Origin of the sequence: Lacrimispora sp. 38-1 (assembly GCF_049890855.1) — a bacterium.
GTDB lineage: Bacteria > Bacillota > Clostridia > Lachnospirales > Lachnospiraceae > Lacrimispora.
In genome coordinates this window covers 84,758-102,636 of sequence record NZ_JBANEW010000064.1, presented here as the reverse complement: position 1 = coordinate 102,636, position 17,879 = coordinate 84,758, and the positions used below count along the sequence as shown (strand labels likewise).

The 17,879-nt window shown below is 44.5% G+C and carries 12 protein-coding genes and 1 pseudogene; 10 read left to right on the top strand and 3 right to left on the bottom strand.

Annotated elements, in window-relative coordinates:
* Positions 1-122: 122 nt before the first annotated feature.
* From V7D18_RS19445 to V7D18_RS19415, 7 genes and pseudogenes are all read left to right on the top strand, one after another.
* On the top strand, positions 123-2,177 hold the full coding sequence (locus V7D18_RS19445; protein ID WP_426156635.1) for a methyl-accepting chemotaxis protein: 2,055 nt from the start codon (positions 123-125) through the stop codon (positions 2,175-2,177).
* Positions 2,178-2,386: 209 nt separating this feature from the next.
* Entirely contained in the window at positions 2,387-4,342 is a 1,956-nt protein-coding gene (locus V7D18_RS19440) for a methyl-accepting chemotaxis protein (protein WP_426156634.1), read from the top strand.
* Positions 4,343-4,493: 151 nt separating this feature from the next.
* Positions 4,494-5,111, top strand: a complete 618-nt coding sequence (locus tag V7D18_RS19435; protein ID WP_426156632.1) for a TetR/AcrR family transcriptional regulator — start codon at positions 4,494-4,496, stop codon at positions 5,109-5,111.
* Between the two features lie 98 nt (positions 5,112-5,209).
* Positions 5,210-7,001: pseudogene (locus tag V7D18_RS19430) on the top strand (ABC transporter ATP-binding protein).
* Positions 6,994-8,739 carry an ABC transporter ATP-binding protein gene (locus V7D18_RS19425; RefSeq protein WP_426156631.1) on the top strand — a complete coding sequence of 582 codons (1,746 nt, stop codon included), beginning with the start codon at positions 6,994-6,996 and terminating at the stop codon, positions 8,737-8,739. Before V7D18_RS19430 ends, V7D18_RS19425 begins: the two are co-directional and overlap by 8 nt.
* Positions 8,740-8,826: 87 nt before the next feature.
* Complete coding sequence (locus V7D18_RS19420; RefSeq protein WP_117417856.1) at positions 8,827-9,201, top strand: desulfoferrodoxin family protein; 375 nt, start codon at positions 8,827-8,829, stop codon at positions 9,199-9,201.
* Between the two features lie 90 nt (positions 9,202-9,291).
* Positions 9,292-10,455 (top strand): DUF4317 domain-containing protein, encoded by a 1,164-nt coding sequence (locus V7D18_RS19415; protein ID WP_426156629.1) that lies wholly within the window; start codon positions 9,292-9,294, stop codon positions 10,453-10,455.
* An 86-nt stretch (positions 10,456-10,541) separates the two neighbouring features.
* On the opposite strand, the gene V7D18_RS19410 is transcribed toward V7D18_RS19415, so the two are convergent.
* Together V7D18_RS19410 and V7D18_RS19405 are read right to left on the bottom strand one after the other, a co-directional pair.
* Complete coding sequence (locus V7D18_RS19410; protein WP_426156628.1) at positions 10,542-11,477, bottom strand: methyl-accepting chemotaxis protein; 936 nt, start codon at positions 11,475-11,477, stop codon at positions 10,542-10,544.
* Between the two features lie 9 nt (positions 11,478-11,486).
* The gene (locus V7D18_RS19405) at positions 11,487-12,515 is read right to left on the bottom strand and encodes an FIST signal transduction protein (protein ID WP_426156626.1); all 1,029 of its coding nucleotides are present in this window, start codon (positions 12,513-12,515) and stop codon (positions 11,487-11,489) included.
* 275 nt (positions 12,516-12,790) lie between these two features.
* Between V7D18_RS19405 and V7D18_RS19400 the strand changes: the two genes are divergently transcribed.
* The 3 genes from V7D18_RS19400 (at position 12,791) to V7D18_RS19390 (ending at position 16,962) form a co-directional block, all read left to right on the top strand.
* The gene (locus V7D18_RS19400; protein ID WP_426156624.1) at positions 12,791-14,524 is read left to right on the top strand and encodes a restriction endonuclease FokI C-terminal domain-containing protein; all 1,734 of its coding nucleotides are present in this window, start codon (positions 12,791-12,793) and stop codon (positions 14,522-14,524) included.
* Between the two features lie 20 nt (positions 14,525-14,544).
* Positions 14,545-15,213: a Crp/Fnr family transcriptional regulator gene (locus tag V7D18_RS19395; protein ID WP_426156623.1), complete on the top strand. Its 669-nt coding sequence runs from the start codon at positions 14,545-14,547 to the stop codon at positions 15,211-15,213.
* 111 nt (positions 15,214-15,324) lie between these two features.
* Positions 15,325-16,962, top strand: coding sequence for a SulP family inorganic anion transporter (locus tag V7D18_RS19390; protein WP_426156622.1), 1,638 nt, complete (start codon positions 15,325-15,327; stop codon positions 16,960-16,962).
* A gap of 49 nt (positions 16,963-17,011) precedes the next feature.
* On the opposite strand, the gene pdaA is transcribed toward V7D18_RS19390, so the two are convergent.
* Positions 17,012-17,869, bottom strand: coding sequence for a delta-lactam-biosynthetic de-N-acetylase (pdaA, locus tag V7D18_RS19385; protein WP_426156620.1), 858 nt, complete (start codon positions 17,867-17,869; stop codon positions 17,012-17,014).
* Positions 17,870-17,879: the final 10 nt, after the last annotated feature.

The window sequence follows — 17,879 nt, the reverse complement described above, 5'->3', positions numbered from 1 at the left end:
AATATTATCGGCGTGTATTTTATGCAACACTTCCATAACTGCATTTCGCAGTATCCTGCTAAAAGCCGGAGAGCTGAGAGCACTGCACGCCCAGCAATATGTTAAATAAAAAGGAGAAAACTATGTCGGAGCATGCTTCAGGAAAAAACGTGAGAAAGATTCACAAATTTGGTTTAAAAAGTCTTCTGACTAAAATACTTTTTTTTGTCGGAATCCCTGTCATTCTGTCCTTTTGTATTGTGGGTGCGGTCATCTTGTTTCTAGTAAAATCCAGTGTGGAAGACATGACTGAAAAAGAGCTGATTGCAAAATCACAGGTAGCGGCTGAGGAGATGGAAGGTTACTTTAATCAATACAAACACAAAGCCGGCCAGTTGTCAGATACGGTGACGCTTCAGAAATTTTTCCAGGATTTAAAGCCAGGCACAGTCATTACATCGGCATCAGGATTTGATGATATCAAACAGACCATGGTTCGGTCTTATGAGAAGGATAAGGATTCTATCGTGGCTTTCTGGATTGCAGACATAGATTCCAGCCAGCTGGCCCAGTCGGACGGCTTTGTGTCTGATCAGACTTATCATGTCACAGAGCGTCCGTGGTATCAGAGTGTGGTGGATTCGGGAAGTATAATTATGACAGAGCCTTTTGAGGACTTCGCAACAAAGGCACAGATTGTAAGTATTATAGCCCCTGTTTTTGGAGCAGATGGCAAGGATATCATAGGAGCCGTAGGAATTGACTTTTCTCTGGATGGACTTGTAAAAACCATTGGCTCATACCAGCTTGGAGATACTGGATTTTACATACTTACATCGAAAGAAGGACAGGTTATTTACCATCCGGACAAGGAGATGGTAAATAAAAAAATTGCCGATTTAGATATGTCACAGAACATGAAAGATGCTCTTACCTCCTCTTTGGAAGGATACCTTTCCTTTACATCAAAACAGTCAGAGGCTGAGGGGTATGTGCGTAAGGTAGGAGATACGGGCTGGACTGTAGCTGCGGGACTTCCGGTAAAGGAGTTTTATGAGGGTTACAGGGCAATCACAGTCTCTATGATCGGGGTATTTGCGATTGCAGTGCTGGTGGTAGTTGTCATGATCCTGCTGATTTCCAAAATGATTGTTGCCCCAATTAAGAAGCTGACCAAAACGGCTGACTTAATCGCTGACGGCAGGCTGGATATATCGGCAGATGTAAGCTCCAGTGATGAGACCGGGCAGATGGCGTTTGCATTAAACCGCACGGTAGTCCAGTTAAACCGGTATATTGAATATATCCGTGAGATCACCCAGGTGCTTGAAGTGATGGCGGACGGGAATATGCAGATAGAGCTTCATCAGGATTATAAAGGGGAATTTGCCCCTGTAAAAGAGGCACTTTTAACCATTTCCCAGTCGTTAAACCATACTCTGAAGCTGATTCAGGCAAGTGCAGATGAGGTGGGGATCGGAGCAGACCAGGTATCCCAGGGAGCCCAGACTCTGGCATCAGGTTCGGCAGAACAGGCCGCCACCATTGAAGAATTAAGCGCTTCCATTGAAGGAATGTCAGAGCAGGCGGAACTGAATCTGGAGAAGGTGAAAAAAGCAGCAGAGTCTGTCCTTCAATCAGCACAGGGACTTTCAAAGAGTAATGAATTTATGGAACAGTTAAGAACAGCCATGAAAGATATCAGCACTTCCTCCGATAAAATAAACAGCATTACAAAGGTAATTGAAGATATCGCCTTCCAGACGAATATTCTTGCCTTAAATGCTGCAGTGGAAGCTGCCAGAGCAGGAGAAGCCGGGAAGGGATTTGCAGTAGTCGCTGACGAGGTCCGCAGCCTGGCTGAGAAGTCAGCACAGGCAGCAGGGCAGACTGCAGCCATCATTGTGCACTCTTCCGATACCGTTTCAAGAGGAGAAAAACTGGTTGGCATCACATCTGAGACCTTAAATGAGGTTGCGGTGAGCTCTGGTTTTGTTGAACAGGTCATTGGTGAAATCGAAGCTGCATCAAGATCACAGGCAGAATCGGCAAAACAGATGGCACTGGGACTTAACCAGGTATCAGCAGTGGTGCAGTCCAATGCAGCAACTGCACAGGAAAGCTCCGCTTCCAGCGAAGAACTGGCCGCCCAGGCCCAGACTCTCAGGGATGAAGTCGGGAAGTTTAAGCTCAGCTGAAACACATAAGCAAGTGCAGTCGGCTGTGATAATTTTTATCAATAAATCTGCGGGAAATTTAAAAAACCTTTTTGACACGTGGCGAAAAAAGGATTATACTGGTGATATATGGAAAAAAGGGGGAGTAATCTCCCTTTTTTTCTCCGGAAATCACAGGACAGAGAAGTATCTGGTTTCCGGATTTTATTACGGAGGAGGCACCAGGATTTATGAAGTATTTAAAAAATAAGCTTATACTTTTTATTTCATTATTATTGGTTTCTACAGTAACATTTTTAACGGCAATCTCATCATTTTTTTATTACCAGAGTTCTCTGGTGGAAGCAAAGAAAAACTCTTCTTATCTGGCAGCATCGTATCAGCAGGGGATCGACTCAGTGCTTGACATTTACCGGAACCAGATTAAGATCACCGCTTCAAAGAGCTTTCTTACAGATGGAAAAACATCTGCTTCAGAACAGAAGCGTCTTCTGGAGGAGGAGGCTCAGGCTTCCGGTTTTGAGTATATTACCATTGCCGATTCCAATGGGAGCAATGATATGGGAGACCAGATTGCAGATCAGGAGTTTTTTAAACAGGCAGTCAGCGGAGTGACCTATATTTCCAGTCCGTTCCTTAAGGGAGATAATAATTTAATGTTTTATATTGGTGCGCCAATCGGCAGCACTGGAAAAGTGCTGTATGGCCTGCTTCCTTACAAAGCATTCAGTGATGAGCTGACAAAGATCAAAATTGGAGAAAGCGGATACGCATTTGTAGTGAATAAGGAGGGAAGAACTGTCATTCATCCTGATGCTGAGAATGTGATCAATCCGAAAGATTATCTTGAACTTGCAAAAAAGGATGCATCCTATGAACCTACGGCTAAGATTTTCCAGGAGATGATGGCTGGAAAAACAGGTACGGGCTTCAGCTATTATAATGGAGTCCGCCGTCTGGTGGGATACATTCCTCTGGACGGCCCGGAGGGCTGGTCTGTTGCAGTAACTACGCCATTGACACAGATTGAGGGAAATGTACGTTTCACGCTTTTTATGTGCGCGTTTACCGGTCTGGTTCTCCTCGCAGCTTCCAATTTAATTATAAGAGCATTTGCACAGCGGATTACAAAGCCGATCATTGAAGCGACACAGCGTATTGAGCGTCTGGCTCATGGAGATCTGCAGGAGGATGTGGAGCTTACCAATGGAAAAGATGAAAGTGCCCGTCTGGTTCTTGCGCTTCACAATACCATCAGAGAGCTTCGGTCTTACATTATGGATATTTCCCATGTGTTAGATTCTGTGGCAAATAATGATCTGACGGTGACAAGTTCCGTAGTGTACATGGGTGATTTTATTCCTATCCAGACTGCTCTTCGTAAGATTCTGTCCTCTCTTAACAAGACGTTACATAACATTGCCTGCTCTGCAGACCAGGTAGGAGCAAGTTCTGCCCAGGTCGCTTTGGGAGGACAGAATCTGGCTGCCAATTCCACGGAACAGGCGGCTACCACGGAGAGTCTCAGCTTATCCCTGGAGACGGTTTCCACCCATATAAAGGACAATGCCCAGTATTCCCTTACCATAAAGAACATGACGGAATCCGCCATCCTTGAGACCAGACAGGGAGATGAGGAGATGAAAAAGCTGCTGGAATCCATGGCAAGCATCGATTCATCCTCCAAGAAGATTCAGGAGATCATTCATATTATTGATGATATTGCTTTCCAGACCAATATTCTGGCGTTAAATGCAGCCATTGAAGCAGCCCGTGCAGGTGAGGCAGGAAAAGGCTTTTCCGTTGTTGCCGATGAAGTGAGAGAACTGGCTGGAAAAAGTGCTGATGCTGCAAAGCAGACAACGGATTTGATACACAGCACCATGGAATCGGTTGCACAGGGAAAACGAAACACCGAATCGACTGCCCAGGTATTTAATAAGATCGTGGAGCAGACTAATACCATCGATACCCTTGTGTCCAAGGTGTCTCAGTCATTAAAGAGCCAGGCAGACAGTGTGTCCCAGTTAGAAGATGGTATGCAAAAGATTTCCATGGTTACCCAGGCAAACTCAGCAACAGCAGAAGAAAGCGCTGCTACCAGTGAAGAGCTGTTAAGCCAGATGCAGATGTTAAAGGAACTGATTATGGAATTCAGGCTTTCTAATGCGTCCGATCAGCTTTAATACTTAGGTTTATCAATAAGACATGATAATTTTTATCGAAGAAATAAAAATAAGCGTTATTGAGAAAAAATGACCGGCAGGGCGTGTTGACGCCCTGCATTTTTTGTACGATAATAACATCGTTATATAACAGTGTTATAAAGGAGAATAAATGGGTACTCAGCCAAATGATACACGCCTCGCTATCCTGGAAGCGGGGAAACAGGAGTTTTTGAAATACGGATACGTTGGGGCGTCCTTAAGACGGATTGCCAGAGAAGCATGTGTAACAACAGGAGCCATATACGGATATTTTCCAGGCAAGGAGGCACTTTTTGAGGAACTGACCGGAAATGCTGCAGACGGGCTGATGGAAGGATACAGAAAGATGCATGTGGATTTTGCCGCTCTGCCTCCCGAAAAGCAGGCAGCAGCCCTTGATGTGATCTCAGACGAAAATATTCCATGGATGGTGGATTATGTTTATGACCGGTTTGATTTATTTAAACTGATCTTCTGTAAAAGCAGCAAAGAATACTGTGACAGCTACTTAAGCCAGCTGACTGAAATTGAAGAAGCCTCAACCTGGGAATTTGTTAAGGCGATGAAGGAATTGGGGCATGAGGTCATGGATATTGACAGCACCATCATTCATATTTTGTCCCGGTCGTTTTTTCAGCAGTTATGGGAGTTTGTAGCACATGACGTTCCAAGGGAAAAGGCCCTGTCTTACGGGCTGGTACTTGGAACCTTCCAGCATGCGGGCTGGAAAAAAATTATGGGGCTTTGATGCTCCATATTATTTTGAATATTGATTAGCCATAACTAACCAATGGCTGACCAGAATATTCCTAAGGAGGAAAAAAGGTGGAAGAAAAAAAGAATCTGATGACAGAGCTGACGGATACCGGGAAGGTCACACTCCTGACGTTTGCAGGAAATTATAAGTATTTAACGTGGCTCGGCTGTCTTCTGTCCGGAATCAGTGCTGTGGTTGGACTGTTTCCGTATGTATTTATGTGGAAGGCGGTGAAAGCAGCAGTAACAGCCTGGCCGGATATCAGCGCAGCGGGTGAGATGATCACTTATGGCTGGTATTCTGTGGCGGCTGCCCTTGGTAGTATGATCATTTATTTTGGTGCTCTTATGTGCACTCATTTATCCGCATTCCGTACGGCCAGGAATATGAAGACAGTTGCCCTTCATCATTTAACAAAGCTGCCAGTCGGTTACGTGAAACGGGCGGGAAGCGGAAAACTGCGCCGGATCATTGATGACGGGGCAGGACAGACGGAAACCTATCTGGCCCACCAGCTTCCCGATTTAACGGGGGCCATGGTGACTCCTGCCGCGGTGTTACTGCTCCTTTTGTTTTTCGACTGGAGGTTTGGACTGATCAGCCTTCTGCCTATGGCAGCCGGACTCTTTGTCTTAACCCGGGTAATGATGGGAGACATGGAAAATGCCATGGCACAGTATCAGAACGCCTTAGAGGATATGAACAATGAGGCTGTGGAGTATGTGAGGGGAATCCCGGTAGTAAAAACATTTCAGCAAAGCATTTTTTCCTTTAAAAATTTTCATGAGGCCATTCTCCGTTATAAAAACTGGGCAGTTGCCTATACCGTTTCTTTAAGGATTCCCATGTGTGCTTATACCGTAAGTATTAATGGAATTTTCGCTTTTCTCATTCCGGCAGGTCTTATTCTGACTGCGGATTTAGGATATGGCGCCTCTTATCTCAAGGTGGTTCTGGATATTCTCTTTTATGTTCTGTTCACACCTGTCTGCGTTACCATGATGGATAAAATCATGTGGACCAGTGAGAATACCTTAAAAGCGAAGGATGCCTTGAACCGGGTTATGGCCATTGTAAAAGAGCCCCCGCTAAAAGAGCCGGATCAACCAAAAGCTCCGGGGGATTCCTCTGTGGAATTTAAAAATGTAACCTTTACCTATGAAAAGGGAAAGGAGCCTGCCTTACGGAATGTGTCATTTCAAATCCCCCAGGGAGCCACTGTGGCAATTGTAGGTCCATCGGGAGGCGGAAAGACGACGGCAGCCAGTCTCATTCCCCGCTTTTATGACGTAGATAATGGCAGTATTTGTGTGGGAGGCGTGGATATCAGGGAAATGAATACGGAAAAACTGATGGAGAATATCAGCTTTGTATTTCAGGACAGCCATCTTTTTAAGGATACGATTCTTAATAATATCCGGGCGGCAAGGCCACAGGCATCGAGAGAGGAAGTAGAACAGGCGGTAAAAGCGGCCTGCTGTCAGGACATTATTGACAAATTCCCCGATGGGTATGAGACCGTGGTAGGAACCAGAGGCGTTTACTTATCAGGCGGAGAATGCCAGCGAATTGCCATAGCCAGAGCTGTACTAAAGAATGCCCCCATCGTTCTTCTTGATGAAGCAACGGCATTTGCTGATCCTGACAATGAATATCAGATTCAGAAAGCCTTTGAAACCCTGGTAAAAGGAAAGACAGTACTGATGATTGCCCACCGCCTTTCCACTGTCCGGGGGGCAGACCGGATTTTAGTCATGAATCAGGGGAGGATCGAAGAGGGGAAGTCATGAGGAACTGATTCACCGGCAGGGACTGTATGCCGCTATGTGGGGGGATTATCAGACCTCAGTTTCATGGAAAGTAGGTGAAAAGCATGAGTAAGTATTTACAGAGACGGTTTGCACTTAGTGAGCAGGGAGGAAAGGATCTTACAAGAGCAGTTTTTGCCTGTGCGGCGGCGAATGTGGGACTTATTTTCCCCATGGGACTGATCATTCTTTTTCTTGAGAAGCTGCTGATGCCTGTCACAGGAGAAAAAACAACGGAAATGGGACCTTTTGGGTTTATTGGAATGAGTGTGCTCTTTCTGCTGCTTATTTTTGTTCTTCAGTATATCCAGTATAACAAAACGTTTCTGGCCTCCTATCAGGAAAGTGCCAATTTACGTATCCGGCTGGCGGAAAAATTAAGAAAAATCCCCCTTTCTTTCTTTGGAAAACGAGATTTAGCAGATTTAACAACCACCATTATGGCAGACTGCGCATGGATGGAGACCGCATTCTCCCATTTTATTCCCGAACTCATCGGTGCGCTCCTTTCCACCGCTTTTGTCGGACTGGGAATGTTTTTCCTGGACTGGAAGATGGCACTGGCCCTTTTGTGGGTGATTCCCACGGCATTTATGCTGTCAGCAGGCACCAGACCAGTCATTGACCGGTTGGAGCGGAGGGAAAAATGTAAGAAGCTGGCGGCCTCCGATGGTATCCAGGAGTGTATCGAGAATATTCAGGATATCAAGGCGAACAATCAGAGAGAGTCTTATTTAAAGGATTTAGATTCAAAGATTATTGCAGTGGAAAAGGGAACCGTTAAAATGGAGACCTTAAACGGCAGCTTTGTGACGGCATCCCAGATGGTATTGCGTCTTGGAATGGCAACAACGGTTCTCTCCGGTGCGTTTCTCATGACGGAGAAGAAGCTGGATCTCATGGTATTTCTCATTTTCATGGTTGCGGCTACCCGCATCTACGGTCCGCTCACAGGCAGCTTAAATAATTTATCAGCTGTTTATTCCACACTGCTGCAGGTTGAGCGGATGAGGGCAATTGAGGAGGAGCCGGTACAGGACGGAGCAGAGACAAAAGAGCTGAATGGATACGATATCGTATATGATCATGTAGGATTTTCCTACCATCAGAACGAGACTGTTTTAGAGGATGTGTCCTTTTGCGCCAGACAGGGCCAGGTTACCGCGCTGGTAGGCCCCTCAGGCGGAGGAAAAAGTACAGCAGCCAGACTGGCAGCCCGTTTCTGGGATGTGGAAAAGGGAAGAGTCACAATTGGAGGCGCAGATGTAAAGGAGATTGATCCGGAACATCTACTAAAGAACATCTCAGTGGTATTCCAGGATGTCATGCTTTTTAATAACACAGTCATGGAAAATATAAGGATCGGACGAAAGGATGCATCAGACAAAGAGGTGATGGAAGCGGCAGAGGCTGCCCAGTGCATGGACTTTATCAGCCGTCTGCCGGAAGGCTTTCAGACCAGGATCGGTGAGAACGGGTCTGCACTTTCCGGAGGAGAGCGGCAGAGGCTTTCCATTGCAAGAGCTTTATTAAAGGATGCTCCTGTCATTATTCTTGATGAAGCCACCGCTTCTCTTGATGTGGAAAACGAATCGCTGATCCAGAGTGCCATATCAAATCTGATCCGCAGCAAGACCGTTCTCATTATCGCCCACCGGATGAGAACCGTTGCCCAGGCGGATAAAATCGTGGTTTTAAAAGACGGGAGAGTGGCAGAAGAAGGCAGACCCGAAGTTCTTTATAAGAAGGGAGGCATCTACCGCCATATGACTGACTTACAGAATCAGAGCCAGAACTGGTCAATCGGCTAACAGAGGATTCTGTTGTAAGATTGTGGAATTTATGGTATAATTGCCATGCAGTTTTACAGCAGTCAAAAGAAAAAGGAGGGTATTCACATGAAGTTTTTAAAGTGTAATCATTGCGGAAATATTGTAGCGGTTGTAGAAGAAAAAGGCGGCACCATTACCTGCTGCGGAGACAACATGCAGGAGATGAAAGCCAATACCACAGATGCGGCAACTGAAAAACATGTTCCGGTTATTGAAATTGATGGCCAGAGCGTTACTGTTACGGTTGGTTCTGTAGAACATCCCATGCTTCCTGAACATTTCATTGGCTGGATCGTATTAGAGACAAAGATGGGTAACCAGAGAAAGATCTTAAACCCGGGTGACAAACCGGTCGCAAAATTCATGATGTGCGAAGGCGATGAGGTCCTGGCAGCCTATGAGTACTGCAATCTTCACGGTTTGTGGAAAGCAGAGAAATAAATTGAATGAAAAAGCTCACAGACCTCTGGTGTGTGGGCTTTTTGGCGATATCTAAAGAAACAGACAGCATTAGACAGGAGAATATCTTGAATGAATAAGAAAGAAGCAAGTGAGTTAAAAAAACTTTTTACGCCAGCCAACTGCGCCATCAGCCGGATCTGCGGCTGCTATGTAGACGCAGAAAAGAATAAACGGACAGAGTTAAAGGAGGCCTTTCTCTCTCTTCCGGAAGATGAGGCATTTAAATATTTCACCATCTTTAAAAGCGCTCTATCAGGTACGTTTGGAAAGAATCTGGTGAATATGGAATTTCCCCTCCATACTGAGGAAGAGGGAGGTACCCAGAATTTCCTGTTAAAGCTGAGAGACAGCCAGTTAAAGGATGACAGCCTGATTGACGAGTTTTATGATAAAGTCATTGCAAGCTATGATTACGGTGAGAACTATTACATAATCCTGATTCATTGTGCCTACGATATACCGGCAAGATCTTCCGACGGACTTGAGATGTACGATGCCTCTGATTTTGTCTATGAATTTATCCAGTGTACCATCTGCCCCGTAAAACTGTCAAAGGCTGGCCTCTGTTATAATTCCCAGGCGAATGTAATTGAGAACAGGAACAGGGACTGGATCGTGGAGGCTCCGGAAACAGGGTTTTTATTTCCGGCATTTACAGACCGTAACACGGACATTCACGGACTTGTCTATTATTCCAAAAATCCGGAGCTGCTGCCGGAGCGTCTGATTGACGAACTATTAGGCTGCGTCATTCCAATGACTGCAAAGAGCCAGAAGGAGACGTTTCAGACGATTATAGAGGAAACCCTGGGAGAAAACTGTGATTTTGAGACAGTAAAGAACATTCATGAAACCATCAATGAGATGCTGGAAGAAACAAAGGATGAACCGGCTCCCTTTACCATTGATAAATACCAGATGAAGAAGCTTTTGGAAAACAACGGCGCATCACAGGAGAAGCTTGAGGAATTAGAACAGCGTTTAACCCAGGAAGAACAGGAAAAGAATCCGGGATTCCTTGCCTCCAATATCGTAAACGCAAGAAGCTTTGAAATCAAGACCACGGATGTGAGCATAAAGGTGGCTCCGGATAAAACCTACCTGGTGGAGAACCGGATGATCGAGGGGCGCCCCTGTATTGTAATCGGGATCAGTGAGCATGTGGAGATTAACGGGATAACTGTAAGACCCATTGCTGCACAACACTCCTATGAAGAAGAGGCGGATGAATAACCTTCATTGCCTGTCAGGATTCGGACCAGACGGGAGAATTATTTCCGGAAGAAATATACAACTGTCTGGCCGAAGAGAGAAAAGGCTCAGCCTTTGATTATGTTTTTTATCTGATCTAAATGATTTAAAATATAGGAATAAAATTTTGTCTTTCGGTTGACGTCTATCACCAGTTCATTTAACTTCAGTCGTTCCTCAGCCGATTTATGAGCCACATTTGCCATGTTTTCTGTAATATTTTTCACTGCCTCTAAATTTGTGCTTTGAGACTCTTTTACATGGGTAACTTTAACCCCTACATGATTCTCAGCATCTACGATTCCGTCGATCAGCTTTTCTGATTCTTCAACCATAGATTTTGCTTCTTCCACAACCTTTCCGCCGTCACTGGATTTCTCAATCAGTTTTTCGAAGGTTTCCGTCATGTTTTTTAATGATTCTATGATATCGTCAGCATTTTTCTGGGATTCATCAGAAAGTTTTTTTATTTCATTTGACACAACGGCAAATCCCACGCCTGCGGAACCGGCTCTGGCAGCTTCTATGGATGCGTTAAACGACAAAAGCCTGGTCTGCTGGGCAACACTGGTTATCATATTGGTAAATCCGGTGATCTCATTATATTGAAGCTTCAGCAGTTCAAACAGGCTGTAGAAATCTTTAAATACATTTAAAACCTCATCCATCTTGCCTGACATACGAATGTAAGCATTCCGCGTATCCTCAATCGCTTCTGCGGATAACTTTAAGCTGCCGGATACGGCTTCTACCGAATCATTGGTTATATTAATGCTGTCATCAAGACGTTTCAGCTGCATCTCAACCTTGTGTATTTCATTCAGTGTAAATTCAGTTCCTGCCAGAAGTTCATTTAACCCGTGAGTTAAGTTCCCCTCTTCTTTTAAGAGACCATTCATGTTGCGGTCGGCATCGATTGCTAAATCGCCAATTAATTCCTGTATATCTTCGGATCTGTTCTGAGTTTGGTTAATTAATTTCTTCTCATACCCATATTTAAACATAGCGGCCTCCTATTCTATTGCCAGCAATATCATGGTCTGATTCACGTGTCGCTGATAAAATTGTTCGCCATAACTGATGAATCCGGTCGTATTCTGGCATGCGCCGGTCAGATTCTGATCAATTGCGGGCCAAAGACCTTCCTGCTGGAATTTGAGACATCTCAGTATGCAGTTAATTGCCAGTACAAACTGGGGCTTAAAGGGAATTCCCTTCAGCGTTTCTTTAATGACTTCTTCCGGCGATAACGGTTCTAAGATTTTCACAAAGGAATTGGGCATGATCTGGCAATAAAAAGACAGTGACTGATTGCCGTTTATCTTTTGGGGCGATGCAATATAGATTTCTGAATCGTATTCAATACCTAACGGATGATTCATGAAATGATTATTTAAATCCCTTTCAGAAACTCCAAGATTTTTCGCATATTCCGTACTTGCAGGGCTGCCGTTAAAGGATCTGACAATTCTGTTCATAGGGTCAGCATCGGTTACCAGCATTTCTTTACCGGATGGCCTGTAAATGTTCTCCCTGACTAAATACGTTTTTCTTTTACAGTCAAAGAACAACCCCACACTATGTACCTTTTCTCTTCCTATATAAACAGGAGTTTCTGTAAAAGATAAATCGTCTCCGGCGGAACCTCCGATCACCTTAAAATCCCTGTCCATAAAATAGAGTGATGTCATTATCTTCTCCTCAATTTTAGACAGACCCTCACATAATAACAGTAAAAATGCATTTGGGTTATTCTTTACTTTCTGATAGGCTTGTTTCATGTCTTTTATGCTCAGGGCAGGAACGGGATCAATCGGTACAATTTCGGCCATCTGGGGATCATATTCGAATCCGGATATAATACCGTTTTGATAACCCTGGGAACAATATTCACCTGCTGCTGAACATAAGACAGTGGATTGCTTGATCTGTTGAGATAATTCATGCACGTCGGAAGGTGCACAAAATAATACAAAAGCAGCATTGCTATGGTTAACAGTATCAAGAGCAGTGCGGCTGTCTTTGAAATAAACTGATTTCATTCGTCTCTCCTTTTTGTTGGTTGTAACGACTGCTTCCTTTATAATTTTTTATTCCACGCACTGATGTCTAAAAGTAGTCGAAAAATGACGTTACATTTTGCTGAATAACGACGTTATCTCCCTATATTATACAACAAATGACAAAAATTTACCATAGTTTTACACAAAATTATTGAATGTATCCTGATACAGGAAGAGGAGATGGAGATCAAATTATTTTGCCTATCTGCTTTTCCTATGCTATACTGTAAGAAAACTACAGTGAGGAATGAAACGTGGCTGAGAGAACATTTGGCTGGGTACAGGAGGCCTATACCCTGGACAATTTAAAAAATGTGGTATCCGTATTTGTACCGGATTCCAGAATAAACCGGCTGCTGAAAACGGATAAGATTCCAAGGCTCATTCCGGATAAGGACAAACGTGAGGAATTCATAAAAGAACTGGATCAGGAAGAAATCCGCATTCCCTATACCCATTTAAAAGGAAAAGGTACACCAAAAGGCTATACCAGAAGCAACGCACCCTGTTCCGGAATCATACAGGCGGTACTTCCCGGACAGAGAAAAGAGTATCAGTCCGACTGGCCGGCAGATTCATTTTTAAGATGGGCGGTCAGCATTGGATTTTTGGATTATGACAGGGCGGCTGATGAATGCTCCTTATCCGTTTTGGGAAGTCAGTATGCCAAGGCAGAGGAGGGAAGCGAAGAAGAGGAAGAAGTATTAAAGACAGCCCTTCTTTCCTATCCTCCGGTGTGCAGAGTGCTGTCCCTTCTGATGAAGGAAGGGCATATGACAAAGTTTGAGATAGGTGCAAAGCTTGGATTTATCGGAGAAGCGGGATTTACTTCCATTCCCCAGTCCATGATTGTGGAGGGGCTTGCGGCAGCGCAGGAGAAGGAAGAAAAGACAAAGCTGCTTCAGGATACGGAAGGAACCAGCGATAAGTACGTCAGAACGATCTGCAGCTGGCTGATTTCTGTGGGCTGGGTGAAGAAAATACCAAAAGAGATTAAAGGACTGTATGGGAGCGGGATAAATACAGAGGTGATTCCCCAGTCCTATCAGCTGACTTTAAAGGGAAGGACCATATGCAACCATATAACCGGGGGATCCAGATGCAGGAAGATACCAAAGCGGGTGATGTGGGATATGCTGGCGACCAAAGCAGCAGACCGGGAATATTTACGGAACCGGAGAGCCCATATTATTATGGGCCTGGAAAAATCAGCCCTTACTCCTTTGCAGATTCAGGAATATTTAAAACAGAAGGGGTTGGAGGAAGAGACGGAAACCATCCTTGACGATCTAAAGAGTCTGGAAAATATCGGACTGCAGATTCAAAAGACCAGAGATACATACCGGATTACAGATGAGATTACGGGGCTTTTGTTCCCAGAGACGCTTAAGTCCTTCCTTCCGGTGAAATCAGAAGTTTCCATACTGAAGGATTATCTGCGGTCCCATTTAACCCATATAGACCACAAATACTTAATTCTTGTAGATTTAGGCTTTGACGGCACTTCAGACCGGGATTACGAGATTCAGACAGCCCAGCTGCTTACAGCAGAGCTTTCATTTCACGGGGGAAGGCTTGGGGATACCAGAAAGCCTGATGTGTGTATTTACTACGAAGACAACGGACTGATCATCGACAATAAAGCATATGGAAAGGGTTATTCCCTTCCCATAAAGCAGGCAGATGAGATGTACCGCTATATAGAAGAAAATAAGGAGCGCAGCCAGCTGTTAAACCCTAACTGCTGGTGGAACGTTTTCGGCAAAGAGGTGAAAACATTTCATTTTGCCTTTGTGTCAGGAGAGTTTACAGGCGGTTTCCGGGACAGATTAAACCATATTTCCATGCGCTCCGGTTTAAAAGGGGCAGCAGTGAATTCCGCTAATCTGCTTATTATGGCAGAAAAGTTAAAAGCGGGAACAATGGGATACGGAGAATTCTTTCGATTGTTTGATACCAATGATGAGATTTTATTTTTACATGAATAATGACAGGGAGGTTTTATAATATGACACTGGGAGATTATCTTCCCTTTTGGAACAAGCTGACAGAGAAACAGAGAGAGAGGCTGTCAACGAAATCAAATAAAATCAGATTTGAAAAGGGAATGCTGGTACATGGGGATTCCGATGAATGCAGCGGCTTTCTTCTTGTAACAGAAGGTCAGTTAAGAGTGTTTACCATATCGGATGAAGGGCGGGAACTGACTTTGTACCGGTTGTTTGAACGGGATATCTGTCTGTTTTCCGGTTCCTGTATGGTGAAGAATATTGAATTTGATGTGACAGTGGAGGCAGAACAGGATACGATAGTGTTCCAGATTCCCCCCGATGTCTATCGTGATTTAATGGAAGAGTCGGCTGTAGTCTCAAACTTCACCAATGAACTGATGGCATCGAGATTCTCTGATGTCATGTGGCTGATGGATCAGGTGATGAACAAGAAAATGGATGGAAGGCTGGCTGCATTTTTACTGGAAGAGTGCAGACTTAATGAAACAAAGGAACTTTCCATTACCCATGAACAGATTGCCCGGCATTTAGGTACTGCCAGAGAAGTGGTAACCCGTCTGCTTCGCCTGTTTCAGGGAGAAAATCTGGTGAAGATCACCCGTGGAACGGTGGAACTGCTTGATGAAGATGGTCTTGAAGTACTGGCTGCCCATAGTCTGAGATAAAATTTTATTGTATTATTTCAGGAACATGGAAAATAGGCTTGCTTTCTTCTATCTGGAACGTTATATTATAAAAAGTTTATAAAAATTTTATAATAGACAAAGGATGAAGAAATGAAAGATTTGGTACCTCAATTTTTTTTATCAATGAAGCATTATACAAAGGAACAGTTTTTTAAAGACTTCGTTTCCGGAATCATTGTTGCCATCATTGCCCTTCCGCTTTCCATTGCTCTGGCGTTAGCCAGTGGCGTCACTCCGGAACAGGGACTTTACACGGCCATTACAGCCGGTTTTGTGATCTCTTTTCTGGGAGGGAGCAAGGTGCAGATCGCTGGTCCCACTGCTGCATTTGCATCAATTGTGGCGGGGATTGCTGCAAAAAACGGCTTTGACGGACTGGTTATTGCAACGATTATGGCAGGAATCTTTCTGGTTATTATGGGAAGTTTGCGGATGGGAAGCCTGATCCGTTTTATTCCTTACACCATTACCACAGGATTTACGACTGGAATTGCAGTTACTATTTTCATCGGACAGATCAAGGATTTTCTGGGACTTACCTTTGAGCATGCACCCATCGAAACTCTTGAAAAAGTCAGTGAGGTTGTACACAGCATGGGTACGCTTAATCCTATGGCTCTTACAGTCGGATTGACAGCGCTCCTGATTCTCATTGTATGGCCCCGATTTTTTAAGACCATACCGCCGTCACTGATTGCAGTCATCGTTACAGCAGGGCTTGTAAAAGTGTTTCAGCTTCCTGTAAATACCATTGGAGATTTATATACCATATCATCGGACCTTCCTGCATTTCATCTTCCCGTATTTTCTATGAGTATGGTGCAGACGGTAATGCCGGATGCAATGACTATAGCGGTACTGGCAGCCGTGGAATCCTTATTGTCCTGCGTTGTCGCAGATGGGATGGTTGGGAGCAGGCATAATTCCAACATGGAGCTGGTTGCCCAGGGCGCCGGCAATATCTGTTCCGCCCTTTTTGGGGGAATTCCGGCGACAGGAGCCATTGCAAGAACTGCGGCAAACATAAAAAACGGCGGAAGAACACCTGTTGCAGGCATGGTTCACGCTGCGATGCTTCTGCTGGTACTTGTATTTTTAATGCCTTATGCTGCGTTAATTCCCATGCCGGCCATAGCAGCCATTCTCTTTATGGTGGCTTATAACATGAGTGAGTGGAGAGTATTCCTTTCCATCATGAAAACAGCTCCCAAAAGTGACTGGTCCGTGCTTCTTGTCACCTTTGTATTAACCGTTGCATTTGATCTGGTTACAGCCATTGCAGTTGGAATTTTATTTGCTTCCCTGTTGTTTATGAAACGTATGGCAGATGTGACTGAAATAAGCAGCTGGAAATATATAGAGGATGAAGAGGAAAACAGCAGCGAGTCCATAGACTTAAAACCTGTGCCGAAGCATGTGGCAGTCTTTGAGGTGAGCGGTCCCATGTTTTTCGGTGCTGCGGAGAAGATTTCCCAGCTGATTATAGAAGAAGGAAAGAGAGTCATGATTCTTCGAATGAGAAGTGTACCTGCAATGGATGCGACGGCGTTAAAAAGTCTGGAAAAACTATATCAGAATTTAAAGAGGAAGCATATAACCCTTATTTTATCCCATGTCAATGAACAGCCCATGTCCATGATGGAGCGGGCGGGCTTTCTGGAGTCAGTGGGAAAGGAGAATCTGGCGGGATGTATTGATGAGGCGCTTTCTTTTGCAGCTGATCTTTAACCTTCTATAAAAAAGAACCGAAGTTCAATTATTGAACCTCGGCTTTTTTTTATTGACTTACTAACTGATCCAGAGATTTAAACTGATAACCCATTTCTTCCCACTTGGTCAGCAGCTCATCAAGTATCTGGGCATTGGTACTGGAAGTGCTGTGCAAAAGCACGATGGCGCCGGGGTGAATCCGTCCTAAAAGTTTCTTGAAGGCCTCTTCCTTTGAAGGCTGTTTATCCTGGTACCAGTCCACGTAGGCCAGGCTCCAGAAAAAGGTTTTGTAACCCATATCTTTAGCCATCTGTAAATTGGATTCACTGTATTTGCCCTGGGGCGGACGGTAATACTTTTTCATCTGCTGCCCAGTGGTCTGTTCAAACAATGTTTCCAGATCCCCAAGCTCTTTTTCAAAGGCTTCCTTTGAGCTCATTTTGGACATATCCGGGTGATGGTAGGTATGATTGCCTACTGTGTGTCCTTCTGCTATCATTCGTTTCACCAGCTCCGGTGCAGTTTCTATGTAGTTTCCCACAACAAAAAAGGTAGCCGGTGCGTGGTGTTTTTTTAATGCATCCAGAATCGCGGCAGTATTTCCATTTTCATATCCGGCATCAAAGGTGAGATATAAGATCTTATCCGGGGTTTTTTGTGCATAATAGGCATTGTATTGTTTTAAATAGTCCATGGTGGCATTGGCCACCGGAGCCTGCCCTTCCTGCTGGAAGCTTAATCCCCAGTTTCCCTCTGCTGCAGTTTCCACAGCACGATGATGTTCGGTCAGCATAGCCCCCAGACGCCCGGCAAAAAAGGCGCATAAAAGAAACAGAAATGCCTTCAGGACTTTCTTTCCCTTTTCTGGCGAAACGGAAAATGTTCTGATTTTTTCCGTCAGTCTTAATCGGTTGAACCATTTCATAGTAAAACTC